General features: G+C 72.5%; 15 protein-coding genes. 8 read left to right on the top strand and 7 right to left on the bottom strand.

Features of this window, described 5'->3' with window-relative positions; translation table 11 throughout:
- Window positions 1-33 precede the first annotated feature (33 nt).
- Window positions 34-813 (bottom strand): SDR family NAD(P)-dependent oxidoreductase, encoded by a 780-nt coding sequence (locus ABT324_RS09830; protein WP_351174487.1) that lies wholly within the window; start codon window positions 811-813, stop codon window positions 34-36.
- Window positions 814-919: 106 nt separating this feature from the next.
- Here ABT324_RS09830 and ABT324_RS09835 point away from each other — a divergent pair, with 106 nt between their 5' ends.
- The 4 genes from ABT324_RS09835 (at window position 920) to ABT324_RS09850 (ending at window position 4,340) form a co-directional block, all read left to right on the top strand.
- Entirely contained in the window at window positions 920-1,351 is a 432-nt protein-coding gene (locus ABT324_RS09835; RefSeq protein ID WP_351174489.1) for a protein-tyrosine phosphatase family protein, read from the top strand.
- A 42-nt stretch (window positions 1,352-1,393) separates the two neighbouring features.
- The gene (locus tag ABT324_RS09840) at window positions 1,394-2,344 is read left to right on the top strand and encodes a nucleoside hydrolase (RefSeq protein ID WP_351174491.1); all 951 of its coding nucleotides are present in this window, start codon (window positions 1,394-1,396) and stop codon (window positions 2,342-2,344) included.
- A 115-nt stretch (window positions 2,345-2,459) separates the two neighbouring features.
- On the top strand, window positions 2,460-3,275 hold the full coding sequence (locus ABT324_RS09845; protein WP_351174493.1) for a lipase family protein: 816 nt from the start codon (window positions 2,460-2,462) through the stop codon (window positions 3,273-3,275).
- 63 nt (window positions 3,276-3,338) lie between these two features.
- The gene (locus ABT324_RS09850; protein ID WP_351174495.1) at window positions 3,339-4,340 is read left to right on the top strand and encodes an aldo/keto reductase family protein; all 1,002 of its coding nucleotides are present in this window, start codon (window positions 3,339-3,341) and stop codon (window positions 4,338-4,340) included.
- A gap of 31 nt (window positions 4,341-4,371) precedes the next feature.
- Here the strand turns inward: ABT324_RS09850 and ykgO are convergent, their stop codons facing one another.
- The 3 genes from ykgO to ABT324_RS09865 form a co-directional block, all read right to left on the bottom strand.
- Window positions 4,372-4,494: a type B 50S ribosomal protein L36 gene (gene ykgO / locus ABT324_RS09855; protein WP_351174497.1), complete on the bottom strand. Its 123-nt coding sequence runs from the start codon at window positions 4,492-4,494 to the stop codon at window positions 4,372-4,374.
- Between the two features lie 175 nt (window positions 4,495-4,669).
- A complete protein-coding gene (locus ABT324_RS09860) occupies window positions 4,670-5,860 on the bottom strand; it encodes an RtcB family protein (RefSeq protein ID WP_351174499.1) in 1,191 nt (396 codons plus the stop codon).
- A gap of 471 nt (window positions 5,861-6,331) precedes the next feature.
- Entirely contained in the window at window positions 6,332-7,219 is an 888-nt protein-coding gene (locus ABT324_RS09865) for an HTD2 family dehydratase (protein WP_351174501.1), read from the bottom strand.
- A 171-nt stretch (window positions 7,220-7,390) separates the two neighbouring features.
- Between ABT324_RS09865 and ABT324_RS09870 the strand changes: the two genes are divergently transcribed.
- From ABT324_RS09870 to ABT324_RS09880, 3 genes are all read left to right on the top strand, one after another.
- On the top strand, window positions 7,391-8,581 hold the full coding sequence (locus ABT324_RS09870; RefSeq protein ID WP_351174503.1) for an MmgE/PrpD family protein: 1,191 nt from the start codon (window positions 7,391-7,393) through the stop codon (window positions 8,579-8,581).
- A gap of 80 nt (window positions 8,582-8,661) precedes the next feature.
- A complete protein-coding gene (locus ABT324_RS09875; RefSeq protein ID WP_502949721.1) occupies window positions 8,662-9,825 on the top strand; it encodes an acyl-CoA dehydrogenase family protein in 1,164 nt (387 codons plus the stop codon).
- 91 nt (window positions 9,826-9,916) lie between these two features.
- Entirely contained in the window at window positions 9,917-10,666 is a 750-nt protein-coding gene (locus ABT324_RS09880) for a GntR family transcriptional regulator (protein ID WP_351174505.1), read from the top strand.
- Window positions 10,667-10,681: 15 nt separating this feature from the next.
- Here the strand turns inward: ABT324_RS09880 and ABT324_RS09885 are convergent, their stop codons facing one another.
- Complete coding sequence (locus tag ABT324_RS09885) at window positions 10,682-12,007, bottom strand: MFS transporter (RefSeq protein ID WP_351174691.1); 1,326 nt, start codon at window positions 12,005-12,007, stop codon at window positions 10,682-10,684.
- 287 nt (window positions 12,008-12,294) lie between these two features.
- On the opposite strand from ABT324_RS09885, the gene ABT324_RS09890 reads away from it, so the two are divergent.
- Window positions 12,295-12,711, top strand: a complete 417-nt coding sequence (locus ABT324_RS09890; protein WP_351174507.1) for a cupredoxin domain-containing protein — start codon at window positions 12,295-12,297, stop codon at window positions 12,709-12,711.
- Here ABT324_RS09890 and ABT324_RS09895 read toward each other — a convergent pair.
- Together ABT324_RS09895 and ABT324_RS09900 are read right to left on the bottom strand one after the other, a co-directional pair.
- Entirely contained in the window at window positions 12,698-13,912 is a 1,215-nt protein-coding gene (locus tag ABT324_RS09895; RefSeq protein ID WP_351174509.1) for an FAD-dependent monooxygenase, read from the bottom strand. The genes ABT324_RS09890 and ABT324_RS09895 overlap by 14 nt on opposite strands.
- Window positions 13,913-14,011: 99 nt before the next feature.
- Window positions 14,012-14,974 carry a LysR family transcriptional regulator gene (locus ABT324_RS09900; RefSeq protein WP_351174511.1) on the bottom strand — a complete coding sequence of 321 codons (963 nt, stop codon included), beginning with the start codon at window positions 14,972-14,974 and terminating at the stop codon, window positions 14,012-14,014.
- Window positions 14,975-15,072 lie beyond the last annotated feature (98 nt).

A 15,072-nucleotide genomic window follows, 5' to 3' on the forward strand; every position in this document is an offset into this window, starting at 1 on the left:
GCGGGGTCCTTCCCAGTCGGCTGGCGGGGCTGGTCACCAGGTGGGGCGGACCGAGGCGCCGCCGTCCACGACCAGCTCCTGGCCGGTGATCCAGGTGCTGGCCGGGCCGCACAGGAACAGGCAGGCGTCGGCGACGTCCGCGGGTTGCCCGAGTCGGCTGATGGGGTTGCCCGCTTCCCACGCCGCCACGCCCTCCGGCCAGTCCGCGCGGATCGCCGGGCGGTCCACCAGTCCGGGGGAGACCAGGTTGACGCGGACCCCGTCGCGGGCGTACTCCAGTGCCGCCGAGCGCACCAGCATGCCGACCGCCGCCTTGGACACCGCGTAGTGCGCCGACCCCGGCTTGGGCTGGGCGCCGACGATAGAGCCGATAGCGACCACCGCGCCGCCCTCGTCCTGCCCGGACATCGCGCGGTGGGTCGCCTGCAGGACCAGGAACGTCGCGTCCACATTGGATTCCTGCACCGCGCGGAAGTCGGCCAGCGACATCTCGGCCAGCGGCTGCAGGGGCTGGATCCCGGCGTTGAGCACCGCGGCGTCGAGCTGCCCGAAGGTCTCCAGCGCCACCTGCACGACGCGGTCGGCATCGGCGGGGGAGCGGAGGTCGGCCTGCACGGCCACCGCACTGCCGCCGCGCGACTCGATGTCGCGCACGACCTCGCCCGCGCCGACCTCGTCTTGGTGGTAGTGGACCACCACCCGGGCCCCTGCCTGCCCGAACCGGCGCGCGATCCCGCTGCCGATGCCGCCGCTCGCCCCCGTCACCAGCGCGACCTCGCCCGCCAGACCGCCCGCGTCCGGCACCTGGTCCATGCCTGCCACCCCTTCGTCGCCGAATCGTCCTGATCCAGGGTGCCGCACCACCCGAGCGCGGTGGAATCGGGTTGGGCGCCACACCACCGGCGCGTAGCCTGGCGGCATGATCGAGTTGTGGGACGTGCGCGCGACCGGGGTGCTGCAGCTCCCCTCTGGTCGAACCGTTCGCGGGCGTGGGTTGCGCAACCCGGTACCGGAGGGGCCGGAACCGGACTTCACCGTGCACCTGCTGGGCAGGCAGCCGCCGCCGACCGAGTGGGAGAGCCGGTGGCTGCGCTGGCCGGACTTCCGGCTGCCCACCGACCGCGCCGACGCACGCCGGGTGTTCCGCGAGGCCTGGGAGCGCGCCGAGCACGATCGAGTGGAGTTCGCCTGCTCCGGAGGTCGCGGCCGGACCGGTACCGCGCTGGCATGCCTGGCCGTCCTCGACGGGGTCCCCGCCTCCGACGCGGTCGCCTACGTGCGCGTCCACTACGACCGCCGCGCGGTCGAAACCCCTTGGCAGAAGCGCTACGTCGCCAAGTTCACCCCGTGACGCCCCGGGCGTCGCGGTCCTCCAGTGGAAGGGAACACCCGCATGGGGCGGAAGGTCGTCCTCGACGTCGACACCGGGACCGATGACGCGGTGGCGATCATGTTCGCCGCCCTGCACCCCGAGCTGGACCTCCTCGGCGTCACCACGGTCAACGGCAACGTCCCGCTGGAGAACACCACGGACAACACGCTGCGGGTGCTGGACTGGATCGGCTGCTCCGACGTCCCCGTGCACCCGGGCGTGCCGCACCCGATCGCCCGGTTCGGCTTCCCCGGGGGCAGGCACTTCGACACCGAGGACGAGCACGACCCGCACGGCATCGCGCTGCCGATCCCGGCCCCGCGCACCGCGGCCCGCGACACCGGAGCGGTCGAGTACCTGGTGGAGACCCTGCGCGCGACCACCGAGCCGATCACCCTGGTGCCGGTCGGCCCGCTGAGCAACGTCGCGACCGCGCTTGCGGTCGACCCGACCGTGGCCGGGGCGGTGGAGGAGCTGGTCGTGATGGGCGGCAGCCACGCGGTCGCCAACGTGACCGCCTCCGCCGAGTTCAACATCTGGGCCGACCCGGAAGCGGCCAACGTCGTGCTGTCCGCCGACTTCGCCCGCCGCACGCTCGTGACGCTCGACGCGACCCACCGGGCGCTGGTCCCGCGGCGGACCTGCGATGCGCTCGAATCACTGGGAACCCCGGCCGGGACGGCTGCGGCGCGGTTCATCTCGCACCGGATCAAGGCCTACGAGCAGACCACGGCAGGGGCGGCACCGGTGCACGACGTGGTGTGCACCGCCTACCTCGTCGCACCCGAGGTGATCTCCACCCAGCACCTGCCCGTCGCGGTGGAGACCGCGAGCCCGCTCACGGTGGGGCGCACCGTCATCGACACGCGACCGGCCACGAAGGCCGAACCCAACGCGCACGTCGCCCTCGACGCCGACGCGGACCTGCTCAACGACCTGCTGCTGAGCACCTTCGCCCGCGAAGCCGCCTGACCTCGCGGACGGGTGGTCCGCGACCTCCCTTCCGGTGACCGGGCGGACGTCGCGCGCTCGGCCTTGCCATAGTCGCGGGAGGCGCTGATCCCACGACCTGCCCGGGAGGCCCGCGATGGTGGCGTCCGCGTTCGACCACACCGTGACCGACTTCCAGATGCCGCACGCGTACTGGCTGGCCAGGTCGGCCAAGCTCGCCTACGCCGACGAGGCGGCGATCCGCACGACCGCGGCGGAGTGGGGTTTCGACCGCGTCCAGCACCTGCGGGCCGAACTGGACCCCTCGTTCCCCATCGAGGACGTCCAGGCGTTCGCGGCGGGCAGCGACCGGATGGTCGTGGTGGCCTTCCGCGGCACCGAACCGGCGAAGATCCAGGACTGGCTGTCCGATGCCGCCACGCTGGTCGCCCCGGGCCCGGCGGGCAAGGGGCTGGTGCACCAGGGGTTCAGCCAGGCGCTCGACGCGGTCTACCCGCAGGTGCTCAAGGCGGTGGAGCGGCTCCGGGACGGCCAGCAGAGCCTGTGGTTCACCGGCCACGGCCTCGGCGGCGCGCTGGCCGTGCTCGCCTCCGCCCGGCTGTACTTCGAGGATCCGGAGCTGCTGGCCAACGGCGTGTGCACCTTCGGCCAGCCGCGCACCTGCGACCGGTTCCTGGCCGAGTCCTACGACGAGGCGTTCGCCGCGCGAACGTTCCGGTTCGTCAACAACAACGACGTGGTCGCCCAGCTCCCGCCCGAACCGTTCCACCACGTGCGGGACCTCCGCTACTTCGGCGCCGACGGGGAGCTGCGGGCGAAGATGACCGTCCTCGGCGGGGCGGCCGACCCCCTCCCCGGCTTCACCGGCGACCCGTTCGCCCCCGCCGCCGACGGGGTCCGCGACCACGTGCTGGACCGCTACGTCGAACTGGTGGAGAACAGCATCTCCTGAGTTTCGCCGAGCGCACCGCGGCGGGCCATACTCCCTGGGGACGTCGAGCAGTGGGGAGCAGCCATGGAATTCCGCCACCTGGGTCGCAGCGGTCTGGTGATCAGCGAGATCGCGTACGGGAACTGGTTGACGCACGGTTCCCAGGTCCAGGAGGAGGCCGCGGCGGCGTGCATCCGCGCCGCGCTGGACGCGGGGATCACCACGTTCGACACCGCTGACGTCTACGCCGAAGGGCGGGCCGAAGAGGTCCTCGGCCGGGCGCTGCGGGGCGAGCGCCGGGCGGGGCTGGAGATCTGCACCAAGGCCTACTTCCCGGTCGGGCCGGGGCGCAACGACCGCGGGCTCTCCCGCAAGCACGTCGTGGAGGCCGTCGAGGCTTCCCTGCGGCGGCTGGGGACCGACTACGTCGACCTCTACCAGGCGCACCGCTACGACCCGGAGACGCCGTTGGAGGAGACCATGACGGCCTTCGCCGACGTGGTCCGGGCGGGCAAGGCGCTCTACATCGGGGTCTCGGAGTGGACCGCCGAGCAGATCCGCGCCGCGCACGGGCTCGCCCGCGAACTGCGGATCCCGCTGGTGTCGAACCAGCCGCAGTACTCGATGCTCTGGCGGATCATCGAGGACGAGGTGGTGCCCACCAGCGCGGAGCTGGGGATCGGGCAGGTCGTGTGGTCCCCGATCGCGCAGGGCGTGCTCACCGGCAAGTACCGGCCGGGAACGCCGCCGCCCGCGGGCAGCAGGGCCACCGACGAGACCGGTGCGAACTTCGTCGCCCGCTGGCTGCGCGAGGACGTCCTGGCCCGCGTCGAGCGGCTCCGGCCGCTGGCCGAGCAGGCGGGGTTGTCCCTGGCCCAGTTGGCGGTGGCGTGGGTGCTGCAGAACCCCAACGTCTCCGCGGCCATCATGGGCGCGTCCCGCCCGGAGCAGGTCGTGGAGAACGCCAAGGCGTCCGGGGTGCGGCTCGAGGCCGACCTGCTGGCCGCGATCGACGAGGTGCTGGAGCCGGTGGTCGTCCGGGACCCGGCGCTGACCAAGGCCAACGCGCCGAAGACCCGGAAGTAGTGCGGCGGCGCGGCGGGCGCCGCCGCACTACTCAGCCCTGGCGGGCCTTCCAGCGAGGGTTCCGCTTGTTGACGACGTAGATTCGGCCCCTGCGGCGGACCACCTGGGAGCCCTCCTTGCTCTTCAGGGACTTGATCGATGCTCGGACCTTCACGTGCGTTCCTTCCCGGGCCCGGTGGCGGTGGGCCCACCCCGAGCATAGACAGGAACGATAATCGTTTTCAATAAGGGGTCGAGTTCTGTACTGGTCGGGCCGAACCGGGTGGATGAAGTCCGCCCAGCCGCCCGGGTGCGCCGCGGCCGGTGGTCACGGCGCACGACGCCGGTGGTCAGCCCTTGACGCAGATGACCTGCTTGAGGTGCGTGACGACCTCGACCAGGTCGGTCTGCGCCGCGATCACCGACTCGATGTCCTTGTACGCGGCCGGGATCTCGTCGACGACCCCACCGTCCTTGCGGCACTCCACGCCCGCGGTCTGCGCCGCCAGGTCCGCCTCGGTGAAGGTCTTGCGGGCCTTGGTCCGCGACATCCGCCGCCCCGCGCCGTGCGAGGCCGACTCGAAGGACCGGGTGTTGCCCAGCCCGCGCACGATGTAGGAGCCGGTGCCCATGCTGCCCGGGATGATGCCCAGGTCGCCCGACCCGGCGCGGATCGCGCCCTTGCGGGTCACCAGCACCTCGACCCCGTCGTGGACCTCCTCCGCCACGTAGTTGTGGTGGCACGAGATCGGCGTGTCGAAGCGGGTCCCGGGGACCACGTCGGCCAGCGCCAGCTGCACGAGGGAGAGCATCGTCGCGCGGTTGCGCGCCGCGTAGTCCTGCGCCCAGAACAGGTCGCGCCGGTAGGCCTGCATCTCCGGCGTCCCGGCCACGAACACCGCGAGGTCGGGGTCCGGCAGGTCGGCGTTGTGCGGGAGCCTGCGGGCGATGTCGATGTGCCGCTTGGCCAGCTCGTTGCCGATGCCCCGGGAACCGGAGTGCAGCATCAGCCACACGCGGTCGGCGTCCGGGCCGCTCTGCTCCAGGCAGACCTCGATGAAGTGGTTGCCGCCGCCGAGGGTGCCCAGCTGCGCCCGCGCCCGGTCCTGCATGTCCCGCACCCCCGGGTGCAGGTGCGCGAAACCGGACCAGAACTGCTGCCAGCCCCCGGTGCCGGGCACCCGGGCCGGGTTGACCGGGGTGCGGTGCATGGCGAAGCCGACCGGCACGGCCGACTCGATCCGCCGCCGCAGCACGCCCAGGTCGTCCGGCAGGTCGGTCGCGGTCAGCGAGGTGCGCACCGCGCTCATCCCGCACCCGATGTCCACGCCCACCGCCGCGGGGGACACTGCCTCTCGCATCGCGATGACGCTGCCGACGGTGGCGCCCTTGCCGTAGTGCACGTCGGGCATCACGGCGAGGCCCTGCACCCACGGCAGGTTCGCGACGTTGTGCAGTTGGCGCATCGCGGCGTCCTCAACGGACTGCGGATCCGCCCACATCCGGATCGGCACCCTGGCGCCGTCGACTGCCGTGTGCATGGTGTTCCTTCCTCGTTGTCCTGCGACCCGACGATGATCGCGCGTCTCCCTGTCAGATGCCACCGAATTAACGGAGCCCATCCACTCCCGAACCCTGTCCAGTCCGTTGTGGACGAACCGGCGAGGTCTCGCCTGGGGGCAGCCGAAAACCATGCGTCCGCCGTCAAGGCGTCGACCCGTGCCCGGGCCCAGCCGCGCCAAGCGCGCGATTCGGATGGAAATCGCACAGCACCCGACACGCCCACGGTGCGTCGGCGCGCGACATGCCGTGGGGTCGCAGTTTCAATTGAAACTGCGGGAGGTTGCCGACACCCAACGGCGTGTCGGAACGGAACACGTTCTTGCGCGAGTGCGACTTCGGGAGCTAGGTGTTCGATTTCCGCCGAATCCGCGGGGAGTTCGTGCCCGGGGCGCCGTGCCAGGCGTTGGTCCGCGGCGTGCGCAGGGTTCGGCGACTGCTCCGGCGGCCGGTCAGCGGAAGGTGATCCGCGCGGTGGCCATGAGGGAGTCCGGTGCCGCGCGCACCGCCATGTCCCCGTCCGGGCCACCGGTCACCAGCACCGGGTCCCCGGCGAAGACCGGGCGGCGCAGCCGGTAGTCGACCCCGCGGACCTCGCGCTCAGGCGCGTGGCCCCGGGCGAGTTCGGTCATCAGCAGGACCAGCAGTGGACCGTGCACCACGAGCCCGGGGTAGGACTCGACCTCTCGCGCGTACGGCGCGTCGTAGTGGATGCGGTGCGCGTTGGCGGTCAGCGCGCTGAACCGGAACAGCCGCACCGGGTCGCCGGTGAAGGGTCGCTGCCACGGCGCGTCGGAGGCCGGGAGGTCGGTGGGCCGGGCGGCACCGGGGCTCTTGGCCGAGCTCTCGCCGCTGCGGTAGACGTAGTCCTGCTCCTCGACGAACCGCAGTTCGCTGTCCTGCCGGTACTCCGCGCGGACCGTCGCGAACGCCATCTCGCCCGAGCGGCCCTGCTTGACCACCACGTTGGACAGCGACGAGGTGCGCTCGACCGCCGCCCCCAGGCGCAGCGGAGCGGTGGCGGTGAGCCGACCCCCGGCGAACATCCGCCGCCGGTCCGGGATCGGCGGCAGGAAGTGCCCGTCCGTCGGATGACCGTCCGCGCCGAGCTCGCCGTGCCGGGGCCAGTGCTGGAAGTGCACCCAGTGCCACAGCGGCGGCAGCTCGTCACCGGGTGCGCTCGTCTCCAGCACCGCGGCCAGCGCGCGCGACGGTTCCGCGGGCAGGGCGTCGGTCTCGACCAGCGGCTCCGGCCGCCACCGCCGCAGGTAGGTCTCCAGGCCCGGCACCGCGTCCTCCTCACCTCCGCCGGGCAGGCCCGGCAGGATTGGGCCGTACAAACTGGCTGCCAGTCTCGACCGCCACCCCTCCGGCGTCAACGCGCGGTGGCGTGATGGCCCCGACGCGGCGGACTTCGGCCCGGTGCGGGCGGTCTTGACCGGGCCGCACATTTGGCCGTACAAAGATGCGGGACAGCTCCGGCGCGACCCCGCGCTGGCGGAAAGGCTCCCATGGCATCCCTCGCCGAAGACCTCGCCGACTGGGCGGTCGAGCTCGACCCGGGCCCCGACGACCTGGCGCTGGCCCAGCGCGCGCTGCTGGACACCGCCGCGGTCACCCTGGCCGCGCGGGACGACCCGCTGACCGCCATCGCCGCCGACCTGCCGGACGCCGCCCGCTGGGCGGCCACCGGCCACGTGCTGGACTTCGACGACCTGCACGTCGAGTCCACCACGCACATCAGCGTGGTGGTCGTCCCGGTCGTCCTGGCCACCGGCGGTGACGCGCGGGCCTACCTGGCCGGGGCCGGGGTGATGGCCCGGCTGGGCACCGCGCTCGGCTGGTCGCACTACTCCGCTGGCTGGCACGCGACCTGCACTGCTGGTGCGCCCGCCGCCGCGGTCGCGGCCGGTACCGCGCTCGGGCTGACCGCCGGGCAGCTGGCCACCGCGATGGCACTCGCGATCCCCGCGGCCGGTGGCGTGCAGAACGCGTTCGGCACGCACGGCAAGTCCCTGCAGGTCGGTTTCGCCGCGCAGGCCGGGGTGCGCGCCGCGCAGCTGGCGCAGGCCGGGGCCACCGCCGACCCGGGCGCGCTGGACGCCTGGCTGGAGCTGGTCGGCGGTCGCGGCCAGCTGGACCTGTCCGGGCCAGCGGTCCCGGGCGGGCTGGCGATCAAGGTGTACCCGTGCTGCTACGCGATGCAGCGGCCGATCGCCGCGCTGCGCGAAGTCCGCGACCAGGTCCGCGGGCAGGTGCGCCGGGTGCGGGTGCGCACCCCGCGAGCCACCGTCACACCACTGATCCACGACCGCCCGACCACCGGCCTGGAGGGCAAGTTCAGCCTGCCCTACGCGGTCGCGACGGCGCTGCTGGACGACTACCCGGACTTCGCCGCCTTCACCGACCTCGCGGTCGAACGCCCCGCGGCGCAGCAGCTGCTCCGCGCGGTCGAGCTCGAGCACACCTCCGGCGCGGACGGGCTGCTGACCGGCGAGGTGGACATCGAGGTGGAGCACGGCGGTCCGACCCTGCACGTGCGCCTGGCCCAGCCACCCGGCGCGCCGTCGCGCTCACCGACCGCGGCGGAACTGGCCGCGAAGTTCCAGGCCTGCGGCGCGGACGTCCCCGCCCTGCTGTCCGGTGCCGACTGGACGGCGGTCCGCGACCTGCTGCGCAAGACCTTCCCCCGCGCCACCTGAACCACCCGCGGTTCCCACCGGGGCCAGGTTCCCCAGGTCCGCGGGAACCGCGGACCCCGACCGAACTGGAGCACAACGCCGTGAGCACAGTGGACATCTTGAGCGCGGACGAGAAGCTGGCCGTGGAAACGGTGCGCGACTTCGTCGACAAGTCCGCCAAGCCGGTGGTGGCCGAGCTGGAGCACGCCAACACCTACCCGGAAGCCCTCGTCGAGCAGATGAAGGAGCTGGGCACCTTCGGGCTGGCCATCCCGGAGGAGTACGGCGGCACCCCGGTGTCCACACCCTGCTACGTGCTGATCGTCGAGGAGCTGGCCCGCGGCTGGATGAGCCTGGCCGGGGCGATGGGCGGGCACACCGTGGTGTCCAAGCTGCTGCTGGCCTTCGGCACCGAGGAGCAGAAGCGCCGGTACCTGCCCGGGATGGCCACCGGTGAGGTCCGCGCGACGATGGCCCTGACCGAACCCGGCGGCGGCTCGGACCTGCAGGCCCTGACCACCACCGCCCGCCGCGACGGCGAGGAGTACGTGATCAACGGCGCCAAGACGTGGATCACCAACGCCCGCCGCTCCAAGCTGATCGCGCTGCTGTGCAAGACCGACCCGGACGCGCACCCCGCGCACGAGGGCATCTCGATCCTCCTGGTGGAGCACGGCCCCGGGCTGACCGTGTCCCGCGACCTGCCCAAGCTCGGCTACAAGGGCGTCGAGAGCTGCGAACTGCACTTCGACGACCACCGCGCACCGGCGAGCGCCGTGCTCGGCGGTGTCGAGGGCAAGGGCTTCGCGCAGATGATGAAGGGCCTGGAGACCGGCCGCATCCAGGTCGCCTCCCGCGCGCTGGGCGTGGGCATGGCCGCGCTGCAGGACGCGCTGCGCTACGCCCAGGAGCGGGAGAGCTTCGGCAAGCCGATCTGGAAGCACCAGTCGGTGGGCAACTACCTGGCGGACATGGCCACCAAGCTCACCGCCGCCCGGCAACTGACCCTGCACGCCGCGCGGGAGTTCGACGCGGGCCGCCGGGTGGACATGGAAGCGGGCATGGCCAAGCTGTTCGCCTCCGAGGTCGCCATGGAGATCGCGCTCAACGCGGTGCGCATCCACGGCGGCTACGGCTACTCCACCGAGTTCGACGTGGAGCGCTACTTCCGCGACGCACCACTGATGATCGTCGGGGAGGGCACCAACGAGATCCAGCGCAACGTCATCGCCGCCCAACTGGTCAAGCGCGGCGGCCTCGACTGAGCCCGCGCCCGGCGCTGCGACCAGCCCACTCCCCGCCGGCCGCCGCGGTCGTTCCGCTACGGTCGAGGGCGAGCAGCTGGGAGGTGGTGGCGTGGCAGCGCGGACGGACGGCAGGGAGAGCGCGTACTTGCGGCTGGCGCGCGAGTTGCGGTCGGCGATCCTGCAGCACGACTACCCGGAGGGCAAGCGCCTGCCCACCGAGGCCGAGCTCGCCGAGACCCACCGCGTCAGCCGCCAGACCGTGCGCCGCGCCTTCCAGGACCTCGTCGCCGAGGGCATGGTCTACCGCATCCCGGGGCGGGGCACCTTCGCCGCGCCCCGCGAGGAGCAGTACCTGCGCCAGTTCGGTTCCATCGACGACCTGATGGGGCTGTCCATCGACACCACCATGCAGTTGCTCACCCCGCTGCACCGCAGGGTCGACCTCGACGCCGCCGGGCGGCTGCGGCTGGCCGCCGACCGGGTGCACGTGCTGGAGTTCCTGCGCCTGCACGACGACGTCCCGTTCTGCCTGACCACCGTGTTCCTGCCACCCGAGGTGGGCAAGCTGGTCGAGTCGGTGCCCGAGCTGACCGAGGTCGGCGCCCGCAGCCGGGTGACCATCATCGGGCTGCTCGACGACCGGCTGGCCGACCCCATCGCCGAGGCCGAGCAGAGCATCACGGTCGGCACCGCGACGCCGGAGGTCGCCGAGCAGCTCGGCTGCGAGGCGCACCGCCCGCTGCTGCGCATCGACCGGATGTACCAGTCCACCACCGGGCAGCCCGTGGAGCTGGCGGTCAGCCACTTCCTCCCGGAGCACTACTCCTACCGGGTCCGCCTCCGCCGTAACGTCCGCTGAGCAGCGCCCAAGGCCTCAACTGCGTTCGGGCGCGGGGACCTCGGTCGGTTCGGCCGGGCGGTCCGGCGAGCGCACCGGGATCATCGCCACCAGGCCGACCAGCAGGATGAGCACGATGCCGCCCATCCCGGCGCGCTGGGTGCCGAAGACGGCGATGAACCCGCTGAAGGCCAGCGGCCCCAGGAAGCTCACCGCGCGCCCGGTGGTGGCGTAGAGGCCGAACACCTCGCCCTCCTTGCCGGGCGTGGCGATGCGCGCCAGGAACGTCCGGCTGGCCGACTGGGTCGGGCCGAGGAAGATCGCCAGCGTCAGCCCGCACACCCAGAACGCGGCCTTGCCGGGCGGCAGCACCAGCAGCAGGCAGCCGACCAGCACCAGGCCGAACAGCGCGGCGACGATGACCGCCTTCGGCCCGAACCGGTCGTCGGCCCGGCCGCCCAGGAACGCGCCGAGCCCGGCCACCAGGTTGGCGGTGATCGCGAAGACCACCACCTCGACGGGGCTGAACCCGAAGGTGCCCGCGGCGATCACCCCGCCGAAGGTGAAGATCGCCGCCAGCCCGTCCCGGTAGATCGCGCTGGCCACCAGGAATCCCAGCGTGCGCCGGTCCTCGCGCCACATCCAGGCCAGCCGCCTGCCGAGCACGACATAGCTGGCCACCAGGGCGTGCCGCAGCGGTTCGCCGGAGGACGGGGCCTCGGGCACGAAGGCGAACAGCGGCACCGCGAACACCGCGAACCACACCGCCGAGAACAACGCGACGACGCGGATGTTCATCCCGTTCTCCGCGGTCACCCCGAACAGCCCGACGTCGGGCTGCACGAAGCTGATGAGCACGATCACCAGTGCGATGAGCCCGCCGAAGTAACCCATGCCCCAGCCGAACCCCGAGACGCGCCCGATCGTGGCCGGGGTGGAGACCTGCAGCAGCATGGCGTTGTAGTTCACCGTGGCGAACTCGGCGAACACGCTGGCGGCGGCCAGCAGCACCAGGCCCAGCACCAGGTAGGACGGGTCGTCCTGGACGAAGAACAGCCCCGCGGTGCAGGTGATCACCAGCGCGGTGTGCACCGCCAGCCACAGCTTGCGCCGCCCGCCCGCGTCGCTGCGCTGACCGGTCACCGGCGCCACCAGCGCGATGCACACCCCGGCGATGGTCAGCGCCACGCCGAGCGCGGTGGAGCCGCTCTCCGGGTCGACGGCGACGCCCTCGGTCAGGTACACGGTGAACACGAAGGTCAAGATGACGGTGTTGAACGCTGAGGATCCCCAGTCCCACAGCGCCCAGCTGAACACCGCTCGCCCGCGGCGCTGGACCGCCGGCGGAGCGCCCGTAGACACACCCACGCCAGGATCACACCAGCCCACCACCGGGGAAGCCAGTCGAAACCGGCACTTCCGGCGGCGAAGCCCCCGACCGGGGAGGCCCGCGCGCCCCAGCCGCCACGGCGCGGTGGTTCCGCAAGAGTCGGCACTGCGGTCCCACCGGTCCCGGCCGCACCCAACCGAGCGGGCCGCGGTCCTACGCTGGAGCGGAGTGCTCCACAGCACCGAGACCCCGGTCCGGGGCGGAGCTCCAGCGCCGCCGGGCGATCTCCGCCGGACCGGGAACCGAGGGGGTTCGGGCGATGCCGGTCGATGTGGACGCGAACAGGGTTTCCCACCACCGCCCCGGGGCGTTCGCCCTGCTGTTCGGGGTGGTCGCGCTGATGGGGGCGTTGTGCACCGGGGCGACGGCCGCCGCCCAACCGGTACCGACCGGCGTCGGCTCCCGGGTGGTGGCGGTCCGGATGGTCGAGTACCAGCTCGAGCAGCCCGCGTGGCTGCCGCCGGGTCGCTACACCTTCCACGCGATCAACGCCGGGCGCGCGCCGCACGCGCTGGAGATCAGCGGTCCCGGTGTGGGCGGTGCGCGGACACCGGTGGTCCAACCGGGCGGCGCCGCCGACGTGACGGTGACCCTGGCACCCGGCGTGTACGACTTCTGGTGCCCGGTCGGCCACCACCGGCAGGACGGCATGCAGCTCTACGTCAGGGTCGGCTGACCGCGCCCCGGAGCTGCCGGGATTCGCCGCGCCGCCGCGCCAGCACCCACCGCGTCGCGGTGTTGAACACCCGCAGCACCTTGCGCACCAACGGGTTCTGCGTCAGGCGGTGCGCCTGGTAGCGCCACGGCGGTTGCAGCCCGCTGCGCGAGGACATCGCGAAGCAGAAGTCCACCGCGTCCCGGTCGGTGTAGCGGTCGAGGTGCTCGAACCAGGCCATGCTGGTGCGCGCGGCGGCCTGCACCACCCGCATCGCGGCGTGCCCCTCGCCGTCGAACTCCTTGAGCGCGTGGCTGGTCTGCTCGTTGTCCTGCAGCTTCTCGGCCAGCACCACGGCGTCGATCATGGCCAGCCTGGTGCCCGAGCCGATGGTGAAGTGCGTGGTGTGCGCGGCGTCGCCGATCAGCACCGCGTTGGCGTGCCGCCAGGTCTGGTTGTGGACCTGCGTGAAGCGCTGCCAGGACGCGGGTTTGCCACGCGCGGCGCTGATCAGCGGGTGCCCGGCCAGGTGCTCGTCGAAGACCTCCTCCAGCAACCGGGTGGTCGCCGCGTCGTCGAGCTCGTCGAAGCCCAGCGCCTGCCAGGTCCGCTCCTGGCACTCGACGATGAAGGTGCTGACCCCGGCTGCCGACGGGTAGGCGTGGAACCAGATCCAGCCCTGCGGGGTGTGCTCGAAGCCGAAGGTGAAGTGCTCGAACACCCGGCTGGTGCCCAACCAGAGGTAGGGGTTGCGCCCGCGCTCCAGTTCGGTGCCGAACTGCTCGGCGCAGCGCTGCCGGGTCCGGCTGTTCGCGCCGTCGGCGACCACCACCAGGTCGGCGTCGGCGAACTCGTCGAGGTCGTCCACCGCCCGCTCGTACCGCACGTCCACACCGAGGTCGGTGGCGCGCTCGGCGAGCAGGTCCAGCAGCGTGGACCGGTTGACGCTGTAGCCGTACCCGCTGAGGTAGGCGCGTTGGCCGTGGATCGCCACCACCTGGTCCTGCCAGACGGTGGAGGCGGCGCGGATGCGCTGGGCGCTCTCCCGGTCGTTGACGTAGAGGGCGTCCAGCAGGTCGTCCCAGTAGACGACGCCCCAGCCGTAGGTGGCGCCGGGCGGGTCGCGCTCGAGCACCGAGATCTCGTGCCCGGCGTCGCGCAGCTTCGCGGAGATGGCGAAGTAAAGACCGGCGGGCCCGGCCCCGATGCACACGATCTTCATTGGATCCCCCGGCGAACGGCGCATGGCTCCTTGCGTTGTACCCCGCGAACCAGCCGCGCGAACGTGTCCGAATGCCCTAGCGCGCCGGGGCGGGGCCGGTCAGCCCGCGCTGCGGGCGCGCACCGTGCCCAGCTGGGTCAGGTGCAGGTTGGTGTCGGTGAACTTCTGCGCCACCGCGTGCAGGACGTCGGCCATCGCCGCGGCGGCCGGGGTCGGGGTGCGGTTGGCCGGCCGGGCCAGCAGGATCCGCCGGGTCGGGGCGGGCACGTCGGTGGCGAAGTTGACCAGCCGCACGTCGTGGCGGCGGTTGGTCAGCGCCAGCCGGGGTGCGATCGCGATGCCCAGCCCGGCCGCGACCATCGCCTGCGCCTCCTGGTAGTCGTGCGACTCGTAGGAGATGATCGGCTCGAATCCGGCGAGGCGGCAGCTGCGCCGCAGGACCTCGGCGACCGGGTGGTTGTCGGCGCGGATGATCCACTGGTGCTCGGCCAGGTCGGCCAGCCCGAGGGAGTCGGCCTCCAGCAGCTCGGAGTTGGCTGGGACGACGAGCACGGTGGGGTCGTCGAGCAGGTGGTCGACGACCAGCGAGGTGTCGTCGACCCGGTTCCAGTCGTAGTCCCACAGCATCGCCAGCTCGACCTCGCCGGTGTGCAGCAGGTCCACCAGCTCGTCGAACAGCGCGGAGCGCACGGTGGTGCGGATCCCGGGGTGCTTGCGGGAGAAGCGGGTCAGCGCCAGGGGCAGCAGCGAGGCGCCCGCGGTCGGGAACGACCCGAGCCGCAGCGTCCCCTCATCCAATGTGGCCAGTGCATCCAGGTCCGCCTGCGCGCCGCGGAGTTCGCGCCGGATGGCGCGCCCGCGCTCGGCCAGCGCGCGCCCGGCGTCGGTGAGCTGGACGCCACGCGGGAGGCGGTGCAGGAGCGGCTGGCCGACCTCGGACTCCAGCCTGGACATCTGCTGGGAGGCCGCGGACGGCGTGATCACCAGCGCCTCGGCGGCCGCGCTCAGCGATCCGCGCTCGGCGGCCTCCACCAGCAGCAACACCCTTCGGACGTCCAGCACGCATTCCTCCCGTCGTCGAGGGTGCGAGTTCCACTGAGGTCAGACGCGGCGGAACTCGCACCGGGGTATTAGCTCAGCTTAAGTCAGGGTAAGAACCT

The organism is Saccharopolyspora sp. NPDC000359, from assembly GCF_040300525.1.
GTDB lineage: Bacteria > Actinomycetota > Actinomycetes > Mycobacteriales > Pseudonocardiaceae > Saccharopolyspora.